Raw genomic sequence first — 12,579 nt, 5'->3', positions numbered from 1 at the left:
TGAAAAACTAAATAATTCACGAACTTAATTTTGGTAATTTTGGAAAATAAACAACCCGGTTTATGTAACAAACCGAGTTGGAATAAGCTCGAAAAAAATTAGCGAATTAAATGCGCTTTTATCTTAAGGAGAAAGAGTGAGAAAATCGAGAGAAGTCAGAGAATTATTAGCACCAAAAACCTGAGCCAAAACCTCGCCCGTCGCAGCAACTTGCAGCAGTGTGGCATTCGCCGTCAGATTAATTTGCAAAGCCTCAAAACTCAAGCCACCCGCTAGGACAAACTTATCATTTCCTACAGCAAAATTGAGCACAGTATCAATACCGCTGTTAGCGCTTAACACAAAGCGATCGCTCCCAATACCCCCAATCAAAGTATCATCTCCCCCATCACCAAACAGCCAGTCATCCCCAACACCCCCATTGAGAATATCCCTATCTTTCCCTCCGTAAATAGTGTCATTCCCATCATCACCGTTGAGAGTATCTTGACCTTCATTGCCGTATAATAGGTCATCGCCGCTGTCCCCGTTGATACAGTCTTGCTGACCGTCTCCACCCACAGCGCCTCGCTCATTTTGCCCGCGATCGCCACTAATGGTATCGTTACCCTCATCGCCACACAAAATATCGCTGCCATCATCACCGTAAATCAAGTCATCACCAGCATCTGCCTGTACTGCATCGTCATCCTTTCCACCACGAAGAATATCGTTACCAAAACCCCCATCGAGAGAGTCGGAACTCTCACCGCCGTTGAGTTCGTCATTGCCATCGCCCCCAAACAGCAAGTCGCGGCCGTCAACATCCAACACTAACTGGTTTTGCAAGCCGCCGTAAAGCGAATCGTCCCCCTCATCTCCGACAATGGTATCGGAACCGAGTTCGCCCCAAATCCAATCGTTATCTTTGCCACCGTAAATTAAGTCGTTACCTTTGCCGGCAAAAATGCTGTCGTTACCGCTGCCACCGCCGATGAGATCGCCGGTGTCATTGCCGAAAATCAAATCGCCTTCAGATGTGGCAATTGTGGTGCCTGGTTGAGTGCCGTAGTCACCGAGTATGGTGTCGGAACCTTGATTGCCGTAGAGAGTATCCGAGTCAGTTTCGCCAAAAATGCGATCGCCCGCTTTGCCTGCAAATAGCAAATCCCGGCCGTTGCCGCCCACCAGGGTGTCGTCTTGTTCCTGGCCGTAAAGTACGTCGTTGCCATCGCCTCCCAACAGCAAATCGAAGCCGTCGGGGTCGCTGTCTAGGGAGTTGACGCCGCCGAACACAGAATCGTCTCCGTTGTCGCCGTAGAGGGTGTCCGGACCTTTGTCACCCCAAATCAGGTCGTTGTCGATGCCACCATAGGCGATGTCGGCAGCTTTGCCGGAGTAAACCGTGTCGGAACCTTGAGTGCCTCCAATGGCGTCGCCTGAATCTCCGCCAAAAATTAGGTCGCTGTCGTTACCAGTTAAGTCGATGTTGTTGCCGTTGTCGCCGACGATGGTGTCGGCACCGCGATCGCCGTACAATCTGTCGGAATTGCGATCGCCAAAAATGCGATCGTCTTGTTTTCCACCAAATACGGCATCCTTGTCTTTGCCGGCGTAAACGATGTCGTTGCCCTTACCTACTGCTATGAAGTCTAGCTGTTGGTCGCCGTAAACGATATCGCTGCCTGCTTCACCTAACACTGTGTCGTCGCCGCTTTTTGAGAGAAACAGTTGGTTGGTTTCGTTTCCTGTTAAGGAATCGTTGCCCTCGGTCCCGATGCTGGTGTTTTGGATGTCGATGAGTTGTGTGGCGTTGGAGTCGAAGTTGAGTATTTGCGAAGGCTGGGGGGGAATAAATGTGATGTTCGGGGGCCCTTTCAAGGGGTCGCAACCACAACTGGTATCGGGTTCGGGGACTGGGTTGAATATGGGGGTTGTTTCTGGCGCTGGTGTTGGTTCCGGTGTTGGTGTTGCTGTTGGTGGTGTGGGTGTGGGTATTGGAGTTGCAGTTGCAGTTGGAGTTGGTTCCGGGGCGGGCGTGGGTATGGGCGTCGGCGTGGGTATGGGCGTCGGCGCTGGTTCCGCTGCAGGTGTTGGAGTTGGCGCTGGTTCCGCGGCAGGTGTGGGTGTGGGCGCCGGTATTGTTGGTGTTGGAGTTGGCGCCGGTGTTGTTGGTGTTGGAGTTGGCGCCGGTGTTGTTGGTGTTGGAGTTGGCGCCGGTATTGTTGGTGTTGGAGTTGGCGCCGGTATTGTTGGTGTTGGAGTTGGCGCCGGTATTGTTGGTGTTGGTGTTGGCGCCGGTGTCGGCACGGGTATAGATTCCTTAAGGGGAATAAGAGAGACAGTGGCGACTGCCGCACTGGTGGCACCGAGGTTGTCTTTAGCGGTGTAGGTAAAGTTTGCCCCTGTGAAATTACCGGACGCTTGGAAGAACAACTGGGTAATTTGCTCGGTTGTTAGCGTTTGACCAGCCGTGACCCGCACTCCCTGGCTGGGATCACCCAAAAACAGCGTCCCCTCATTGGCGGGCGGCAAGGTGTTTACGGTAAAGGAAACCACCGTCCCGTCTGGGTCGGTTCCTCCGAGTCCGGGGATTTGCACGGTTCTTCCCAGCAACACAGCCAGGCTGGAGTTGTTGGCGACGGGTGGCTGGTCGGTGGGAGGTAATAGTGGTAGCAGGGAGGCTGTTGCCGGGGCTGGACTGATGGCGCCGCGGCGGTCTGTGGCGCTGTAGGTAAAGTTGGTGGCTGCGAATTCGCTGGTTGCTTGGAAGAATAACTGGTTGATTTGAGTTGTACTCAGTCTTTGGCCTGCCGTGACCCGGATTCCCTGGCTGGGGTCGCCCAAGAACAGGACGCCTTGATTTGTCGCCGGTAGGGTGTTGATAGTAAAGAATTCGATCGAGTCGTCAGGGTCTTTTGCCGTCAGCGCTGTGAGGTTGACGGTGCTGTTTGGCGCCAGGGTCTTGCTGAAGTTTGTGGGTACCGGCGGGTAGTTGAACGCTAGAGACACCAGAGAAACTGTGGCGGCAGGACTGCTGCCACCGAGATTGTCCTTGCTGCTGTAGGTAAAATTAGCTCCTGTGAAATTGCCGGCTGACTGGAAGAATAACTGTGTCATTTGCTCGGCTGTCAGGGTTTGACCAGCCGTGACGGCGACTCCCCCCGTTGCGGGGTCGCCCAAGAACAGGACGCCTTGATTTGCCTGTGGCAGGGTACTGATGGTGAATGTAACCACTGTGCCGTCTGAGTCTCTGCCTCCGAGTCCGCTAATTTGGACAAAGCTGTTGGGCGCTAGCGCAGCGTTGCTGCTGTAGGCTGATGGAAGTTTGTTGGGTGTGGGCTGCGCGCTAATAATAGCGGTGGTGACAGTGGCTCTGGACTCGGAACCGTTGTTATTGCTGGGTTTGGGGTCAAAAGTGGTCGATCGGCTCTGGGAAGTATTGCTAATGGCGCCCGTCGCTGGAACGACTACTGTTACCTCGCGCGTGATGTTGCTGCCGCTAGTTAAACTCGGAATTGTTGGGAAGGAGACAACCCCTGTCACGGGGTCGTAAGTGCCGTTATCGGATGCGCTGACTCCCGTTAAACCGGGAATGATGCTGTCTGTAATCACTACGTTTTCAGCAGCATTTGGCCCATTGTTGGCGGTAGTTATAGTATAAGTCACGGAACTACCAGCAGGAGCAGATGTGAGACCGCTCTTGGACGTAACCAGGTCGGCCACAGGATCGATCGAGGTAATGACTTGACCCCCCGCCTCACCGGGCACTGCGACTGTCGAGCCGTTGTTGTTTGTTAAGTCCGGGTCAAAAGTGTCCGATCGACTCAATACAATGTTGGTGATGCTCGTCAGGGTAGGCGGGGGTACAAAAATTAGGCGGCGGGTGACACTGCTGCCGCTGGCTAAAGTCGCGATCGCTGGGAACTCGATCGTCCCTGTGGTTGCGTTGTAGGTTCCGCCATCGAACACGCGGACATTAGTTAAGCCGGGAATCAGACTGTCGGTGATGACTACGTTGGTCGCAGGACTCGGCCCATTGTTGGTAGTAGTAATTGTATAAAGTAGCGTGTCGCCCACCTTGATGCTGGCGAGAGCTGTTTTTTGGGTGACAACATCGGCTACAGCCTCGATCGAGGTAATGACTTGACCCCCCGCCTCACCGGACACTGCGACTGTCGAGCCGTTGTTGTTTGTTAAGTCCGGGTCAAAAGTGTCCGATCGACTTAATACAATATTGGTGATGCTCGTCAGGGTAGTCGGCGGTACAAAGCTGATGGTGCGGCTCTGGTTGGTGCCGCCGGCTAAAGTCGCGATCGCTGGGAACTCGATCGTCCCTGTGGCAGGATTGTAGGTTCCGCCATCGGACACGCTGACATTAGTTAAGCCGGGAATCAGGCTGTCGGTGATGACTACGTTGGTCGCAGGACTCGGCCCGTTGTTGGCAGTAGTAATTGTATAAAGTAGCGTGTCGCCCGCGTTGATGCTGGCCGGAGCCGTTTTTTGGGTGACAACATCGGCCACAGCGTCGATCGAGGTGGTGACGGTGGCGTTGGGGTTGGTACCGTTGTTGTTGGTCGGAGTGGAGTCGGGAGTGATGGAGGTACTTCTGGCCGTGTTGCTGATGGAAGTTAGGGTGGGCGGTACTGTGAAGCCGATCGTCCGGCTGACAGTCTCCGCGTTGGCTATTGCCACGGGCGCGAAGGTGACAATGCCGGTTACTGGATCGTAAACGCCGCCGTTAGATGCCGTGACTCCGGTTAATCCGGGAACTATGCTGTCAGTGATGGTTACAGCTTCTGCAGGACTCGGCCCTAAATTAACTGTGGCGATCGTATAGGTGACCGAACTACCGGCAGTAGCACTCGTAGAGCCGGTTTTGGTGGTTGCCAAATCCGCGTTGGGCGCAATACTTGTCGTAACCGTAGAGTTAGTGGGAGTGCCGTCTTTGTTGGTTGTCGAGCCGTTGTTGTTAGTGGCGATCGGATCGAAAGTCGCCGCGCTGCTCCGCGCCGTGTTGCTGATGGCAGTAAGGGTGGCTGGGGCAGTGAAACTGATAGTCCGGGTCGCAGTAGCCGCATTTGCCAGGGCCGTCAGTGCTGGGAAAGTGACCATGCCCGAAACTGGGTCGTAAGTGCCGCCGTCCGATACGCTGACTCCTGTTAAACCCGGAATAATGCTGTCAGTGATGGTCACATTGGCAGCGGGGTCTGGCCCCATGTTAGTGGTAGTCAATGTGTAGGCGACGCTTGACCCAGCCGAAGTAGTCACAGGGCCACTTTTGATAGTAACTAAATCCGCGACTGTATCGACAACTGTGGTAGACACTACACCAGGCCCCTCGATTTGCCCTGGGGCGAGTACACCGCTGTTGTTGCTGAGGTCGGGGTCGAAAGTCGAGCTAGTGCTGAATGCAACGTTGGCAAAACTACTACCGCTGGTTAAACCGGGCGGCAAATCAATTGTCAGGGTGTAAGTCAGAGTCTCGCCGGCATTGAGAACCGGAATTAACGGCCAGGTGACAGCTTTCGTTTGGTTCACGTAAGTGCCGTTGTTGGAGGCAATCAGATCCGGTGGCGATCCGCCCGGACCCAGCAGTTCAAAAGGTATTTCGTCTTGAATCAGAACATTTGTAGCAGGCGCTGGCCCCCTGTTTACAGTAGTAATCGTGTAGGTAATGCTGCCTTCGGATTTGACGAACTGCGGGCCGGTCTTAATAGTGGCAACCTCTGCGGCGATACTGGGAGGATTGATAGTTTCAACTACCAGGTTTTGAAGTTCGTGAATGTTGTTGGCGCTTCCTGTGGAACTGCCAAAACCAAATTTGAAAATTGGCGGTACTGGGCCGTTTGCGGTGGCTAAGTTGGGGATGTCGATTAATGTAGTTTCGTAGATGTCGTCGAAATTTTGATCGAAGGCAACGGTGAGGCGAGAGGGATTCACCGGATCGTTAGATGGATTCAACGTAATTTGAACGGATCTTTTGGCTAAATTGCGATCGCTCGTGAACGTATTGCTGAAGTTAAAATTGCTGCCTGGTTGAGGGCCACTAAAGTCAATGCTCGTAGGAATGTTATCGATGCCGAAGGGAACGATCGCATTTGTTAAAAACTCATAACCCTCTGCTTGATTTCCTCTAACAGTTACTGAATCAGGTCTGAAAGAACCAATAGATGAGCCGGGAATCGGAGGCGGCTCCGGGCCAGAGCGCCCTTCTGTAGATGTTGAAAAATTGCCAAACTCGTCAAGCCCAATGCCTAAATAACCTCCCTCAATACCGGGAATACCCGTTCGTGGAGCGTAAGCCAGAGAACCGCCATAACCCCCAGTCCTGGTTGGGCTAACAGTACCGTCAATCAAAAAGAAACCCAGCCCGTCCCCCGGCTGAGGGCTAATAAAAGGTTGCGGAGACTCAAATTGCTGACTTGAACCGTAAGAATAAAAATCAAACTGAACTCTGAGACCGTCGGTTGAAGGAATGGGGTTGTTGTAGATAACGAAAGCTTCCCGAAGGTTTACTGCTGGAGTTAATAGCAGAGCGCCATCGCCGGGAGTCGAACCGCCCAAAGCCGGAAGTACGCCGGATACTGTGCCTCCGGTAATGCCGGGGATAAGTTGATTGGCTGCTGGAACCCCGCTGCTCGGATTGAACAGTGCGCCGTCGTTTCCCCCGTAAATCCAAGGCCCCCTAACTGTGGAGTTTTTGAAAGTTTCGTTAACTAATGTGCCGAGGGCGTAAGGGTAGGCTGCGAGCACTTCTTTTTCAATGGCGATTCTCGCCTTTATTTCCCCGGTCGCAAATTCTAATTCCCAGTCACCGCCGAGTGCCGTACTCCCCGTCAAGTTGTCGGAAGCTGCAATATCTGCACCGACTATTAAGCTAAGCCGCCGCACGAAGGCCTCGCCACTTTCTCCCGCTGCGACGCTGCACCCGAATAACAAGATATCTCCTCTCTCGCTGAGGGCTTTTCCCCACTGTTCTAACAAATGGCTGTAGGTTTGTAAGTTGTCGTTGCAAAGTTCGATCGACCCTAGCTGCACCCCCGCTTCTCGACCGTGAGAAACTATCTGAAGGCTGTCTAAATCGCTGTAATTAACCAAAATTCTAGTAATTTGCTCGACTCCATCCCGCGTCGAGTCCAATACAAATACCTCTGTATTGGCTGTTCCTCCTCTTGCCAAGCTGTCGAAGTTTTCTACTCTGGCATCGAGGAACAGTACATTTTTTATAGTCGGGGCGCCCACAGACTGGGTTGCTCGCAAAAATTCTCTGTGGGGATGCCCAATTTTCCTGTCGCCACGGAGTTTCTGGGACAGGAAACACTCCTCTGTTTTTACTTTTTTTATTGCTTTTTTCTGATGATAAGTTGCGGTTGTTCGGGATTTTGAACCCGCAATCCTTGCGGTGGAGTCACATATTTTGGTGGTGACAAAAATTGGTTTGTTGCAGATGCTTTGCATGGTCAAATTGGCTCACGAATTGTAGATGATGTACCCATTTCCAGATGATCATTATCACCTCTTGAAAAGGTTTAATTGCAGAGTAATAGGCGGTGTCGCTTGACGTGGATCGAGAGCAAAAAGCGAATTTTACTCAGCACAAAGCACTGCTATATTGATATTTAATAGCATTGCCACTATCGCCGGCAGAAGCGCTGAGGATTTGGGGTTTAAATCCCCATAATCTCTCTATCGAGGGATATTTTGCGTTCGACTTTTTTCTTTTCTGTTAGCGAGTGTATCTGTTACACGCTTATCTCTTACATCGCGCAGTAGATAATAACACCAGTTCTCAAAAATTTACTTAATGAGGTTTTCTGTACATCGTCTAATGCACTTTATTTGCAGAGAAAATTCACTATTTCTAGAGGTATAAACCTGGTTTGAGGGACGAAAAGACTTCTTTGCAGCCCTCGCTCCCGGTAAAAAACTGGGTTTCTTTGCTTTTGGTGTGCAAGCCCTGTTCACAATAGCAACCAGTCATTAATTAGGGAGTGATAGCCGTCACATAATTATGGCGGCCGTGCCCGAAGTGTCATTCAACTGAGATCTTTTACCATTCTCAATAACCCTTGTATGGGGGGGGTTCTCCTGCCCAGCCCATAAAAAAATTTACTTGTTGTGGAACAGGCCAGAAAGCCTATTCTTGAAAATGGTGCAACATATGAGATTCAATTGAAATTGGCATACCCTGTATCGACGAAGCGTCTTAAAAATTCATGACTTGGAGTCTGGAGATAGCAATCGAGATTTGAGACTGTTTCGCTACGATAGCAAAAACATATTAGTGCCGCCCACAAGCAACTTCTCAAGTTGTCAACTTAGAGTCTTCGAGCTGGTTTCTGTTTAAGATCAATGCTCGGGACAATGTTTCGCGCAGAATTTTTCATGATGTTTGAAGAAACTGATTTGGAGATTTGCCCCTCAGCTACTTACCATTTTTGTTGGCTAATTTTCTTAACTGCAGGAGTTACGTCTAAGAGACTAGAAACCCAATTTATTCCTAGATTTCTCGCCACCCAACCAAAATTTATAATCTCAACTTTGTTTCCGATCGTAAATCCTCAACTAGAAAAACACCGATCGCAATTCCCGTGTTATGGCAACTGTAACCAAGCAATAATGCTCGATTAGGTTTTAATTGCTGAGTTGGGGCGTGGGTCGTCCAAAACAAGCTCCAACAATAATCCTTACACGTAAGTACATCTTAACTCATTGATTATTACATCCGCAAATAGGCGTAGATACAAGCACCAATATAAGCTATATCTTTTCACCGCGAGCGTCAAGAGTTCTGGCTTGGTAGTACCGGCAATCTTGACAGGGCCCAGAAGGATTGACAGCGCAGCGAATGTAATTAGAGCGGGCGTTATACTCGCAAGTGATATCGCCTATCGAATAACCGAGGCTTTGTATGTAAGTGCGCTCGGCAGTTGGTAGTTGAGTTCGCATGGGTCTATTCGCTACCGCAAGTCTGGCCGCGGCAATTCTGTCGCGGGCTTGGCTCTGGGCAGAGCGCATCACCCACAAAGACAGCAGCGACGGAGCTAAACCTATCAAAATAATCAGGAGAGCAGTTAGCACTTTTTCAGAGCTTATGTGGAGAATATTTATTTTAATTTAGGCGATCTGCAACAAAAAATCCTCCCCGACAAGACGGTTTTAAATAAGAAAAGTTCCCGATCAAGTCTCAAACTAGGCCGCCCCTGTGTTAACCGTTAGCTGGCGGCTGAGGAAGGCGAATTAAATAACTTACAATTTTAATTGTTATTGTGGGATGGGCGTCCCGCCCGTCCCACAAACTTTTTGAGAAACCCGGTTGCTCTCAAAAACCAAAACGGTTAAACCTTAGCAACATCCTCCGCTAAATCCATCAACGAACCCGCGCCTTCCACCTTAGCAACATCCAACAAAGTCTTCAAAACCGAATCGGGATTCAAACTAATCGAATCAATTCCCAACTCAACTAAGAAACGAGCAAACTCAGGATAATCGCTGGGCGCTTGACCGCAAATCCCAATCTTGCGATCGTACTTCTTGGCGGCTTTAATGGCAATTGCTACCATGCGCTTGACAGCTTCATTCCGTTCGTCAAAAATGTGCGCGACTAAAGCAGAATCCCGGTCTAATCCTAATGTTAACTGAGTTAAATCGTTAGAGCCGATCGAGAATCCGTCAAAAACTTGGGCGAATTCATCAGCAAATATGACATTGCTCGGCAATTCGCACATCACATACACTTGCAGGCCGTTCTCGCCCTTAACTAAACCGTGTTTTGCCATCTCGGCTAACACTTTTCGCCCTTCATCCGGGGTGCGACAAAATGGAATCATGGGAATCACATTTGTCAAGCCCATTTCGTCGCGAACTCGCTTTAATGCTTTGCATTCCAAAGCGTAAGCTTCGCGGTAATTTGGGTCGTAATAGCGAGAGGCGCCGCGCCACCCGATCATCGGGTTTTCTTCCTTGGGTTCAAACTGCCTCCCTCCCAAAAGATTAGCATATTCGTTGCTCTTGAAATCGCTCATCCGCACGATAACTGGATTTGGATAAAATGCGGCGGCAATTGTGGCAATTCCGTGGGCGAGTTTGTCGGTGAAGAAATCGGGTTTGTGTTGGTAAAGTGCTGTGAGTTCGGCAATTTCTTCCTTGACTGATTCATCCACTAATTCATCAAAGTGAATCAGTGCCAGCGGGTGTGCTTTAATGTGATTGGCAATGATGAATTCTAGCCGCGCTAAGCCTACGCCGTCGCAAGGAATTGCTGATAAACCAAAGGCTTCTTCTGGGTTCCCGACATTCATTAAAATTTGAGTGCGGGTGCGGGGTAAATTCTCGATCGCAGTTTCTTGAATTTCAAAAGGAAGCAAACCGGCATAAACTTTACCTTCGTCTCCTTCGGAACAAGAAACAGTGATTTCTTGATGGTTTTTCAAGATTTGGGTGGCGTCGCCGGTGCCGACAATGGCGGGAATTCCCATTTCTCTGGCGATGATGGCGGCGTGACAAGTACGGCCACCGGAATTGGTGACGATCGCACTTGCTTTTTTCATAATCGGTTCCCAATCCGGGTCTGTTTTGTTGGTAACTAAAACTTCTCCTGATTGAAATTCAGCGATTCTGTGAACATCTAAAATTACGCGGGCTTTTCCTTGTCCGATTGATTCGCCAACGGCGCGTCCTTTTGCTAAAACTGCACTGCTACCTTGCAATTTGTAGTTTCGCAAAACTTTAGCAGATTTTTGAGATTGTACTGTTTCGGGTCGTGCTTGGACAATAAACAATTCGCCTGTATTGCCGTCTTTTGCCCACTCAATGTCCATCGGGGTATAAGTCCCGCGCACTTTAGAGTAGTGTTCTTCGATGACTACGGCCCATTTGGCTAGTTGCAGAATTTCATCATCTTGTATGGCAAATTTATTTTTTTCTGCTGCTATAACGGAGACGTTTTTGGTGTATTTAGAACCGCCGATATCGTACACCATTTTGAGTGTTTTTGTGCCGAGGCGTTTGTCTAAAATAGGGTGAAAACCTTGTTTTAATGTTGGTTTAAAGACGAAGTATTCGTCGGGGTTGACGGTGCCTTGGACGACGTTTTCGCCTAATCCGTAGGCGGCGGTTACTAATACGGCGTTTTTGAATCCGGTTTCGGTGTCGATGCTGAACATGACGCCGGAGGATGCTAAGTCCGATCGCACCATTTTTTGGACGCCGACTGATAGGGCGACTTCAAAGTGATCGAAACCCCGCTGTTGGCGGTAGGAAATTGCGCGATCGGTGAATATGGAAGCAAAGCATTTGTGACAGCATTCGAGGACACCAGCGCAAGCTTGGACGTTGAGGTAGGTTTCTTGCTGTCCCGCGAAACTGGCGTCTGGTAAGTCTTCGGCGGTGGCGGAGGAACGCACTGCTACGTCTGTACTGTCGCCGTAGCGATCGCACAATTTCTCGTAAGCATCCGCGATCGCCGCTTGGAGTTCTCGCGGAAATGGTGTGTCGAGAATCAGTGCCCGCGCTTGCTTGCCTTTTTGTCGCAGGTTCTGCAGATCTTCTACGTCTAAATCGGCAAAAATTTCGCGCAATTTAGCTTCTAAACCCGCTGACTGGATGAAGTACCGGTAAGCGTGTGCTGTAGTGGCAAATCCGTTGGGAACTCTGACTCCTTGGGCGGTTAACTTTTGAATCATTTCGCCCAAAGAAGCATTTTTACCGCCTACTAATGGGATGTCGGCTATGCCGACTTCATCAAACAACAATACTAAGGCTTTTTCTTTGGGGATTAAACCTGGTTTTTGTTCAATTGCTAAATTGTCGAGCATTGCTTTTTTCCTCTCAACTTCAGCTCATTTCGGTCAAAGGACAGTAAACAAAAGACAGTTTATTGGGAATTGTAATTTTGTTACTAAAATTCTCAAGTTTTTTCCTAGGCTGTATCAACCGAGTTTTCGATTGCCTCTAATTCCAGATTATCACTTTTTTGCTAAATAGCAAGGCCTGTGGAGATTTTTTATTTGATTGCAAAAAGTAAAGAAATCGCAGTAATCAGTTTATGTAAGGTATTATAAAAGAAGTGGTAAAAATATGAATAGCGAAGATAATTCCCACCGCTTTTTTGGCGTTGAGCGCTCATTGGTGCGGGGATATCGCTTGGATGCTGTTGCTAGCGGAATTGAAGGACAACAAAGGGTGAGGTGCGATCGCGCGATCATCGGCTGAACCCGCCCAAAAATGGATACTTACTTTCCGACAGGAGTCGTGAGTCACCCAAAATTTTAGATTCTAGTTCAACCTCCCCGATTCATCTGTGGACTAAATCTAAAGTCTAAAATCTCAAATCTCAAATCTCAAATCTCAAATCTGGTCACAGGGGCGATCGCCCAAAAAAATACTCAGCAGCTTAGTTTTCTCCTGAAACCCAGCTTGTAAAAACCCTAAAAATTTTCCTTCTGATGGCCTTGACCTACTTAGAGGAAAAACACAATCGCAGAGACATCAGATATTGCACCATTTTCACTAAGCATTTTACAGCACTTTGCGTGACTAAGAGGTACAGTAACAGCAGTGAGCAAAATAATTTTTGATTTGCTTAGTTGAACATAA

4 protein-coding genes are annotated in these 12,579 nt (G+C 49.4%); 1 reads left to right on the top strand and 3 read right to left on the bottom strand.

The window, feature by feature from the left end; all coding sequences use genetic code 11:
* Window positions 1-123: 123 nt before the first annotated feature.
* The 3 genes from QUA23_RS00020 to ppsA form a co-directional block, all read right to left on the bottom strand.
* Window positions 124-7,224, bottom strand: coding sequence for a DUF4347 domain-containing protein (locus QUA23_RS00020; protein WP_333072604.1), 7,101 nt, complete (start codon window positions 7,222-7,224; stop codon window positions 124-126).
* Window positions 7,225-8,742: 1,518 nt separating this feature from the next.
* Entirely contained in the window at window positions 8,743-9,063 is a 321-nt protein-coding gene (locus QUA23_RS00015) for a DUF6464 family protein (RefSeq protein WP_333072603.1), read from the bottom strand.
* A gap of 257 nt (window positions 9,064-9,320) precedes the next feature.
* A complete protein-coding gene (gene ppsA / locus QUA23_RS00010) occupies window positions 9,321-11,798 on the bottom strand; it encodes a phosphoenolpyruvate synthase (RefSeq protein ID WP_333072601.1) in 2,478 nt (825 codons plus the stop codon).
* A gap of 262 nt (window positions 11,799-12,060) precedes the next feature.
* Here ppsA and QUA23_RS00005 point away from each other — a divergent pair, with 262 nt between their 5' ends.
* Entirely contained in the window at window positions 12,061-12,195 is a 135-nt protein-coding gene (locus QUA23_RS00005; protein ID WP_333072598.1) for a hypothetical protein, read from the top strand.
* Window positions 12,196-12,579 lie beyond the last annotated feature (384 nt).

The sequence above is a fragment of the Microcoleus sp. Pol1C5 genome (assembly GCF_036701115.1).
GTDB lineage: Bacteria > Cyanobacteriota > Cyanobacteriia > Cyanobacteriales > Microcoleaceae > Microcoleus.
This window is presented reverse-complemented; position numbering and strand designations above follow the sequence as displayed.

Bases quoted from the DNA above. Each gene is read 5' to 3' on its own strand.
- QUA23_RS00005 (WP_333072598.1), top strand. From the start codon at position 12,061: ATGAATAGCGAAGATAATTCCCACCGCTTTTTTGGCGTTGAGCGCTCA.
- ppsA (WP_333072601.1), bottom strand. From the start codon at position 11,798: ATGCTCGACAATTTAGCAATTGAACAAAAACCAGGTTTAATCCCCAAA.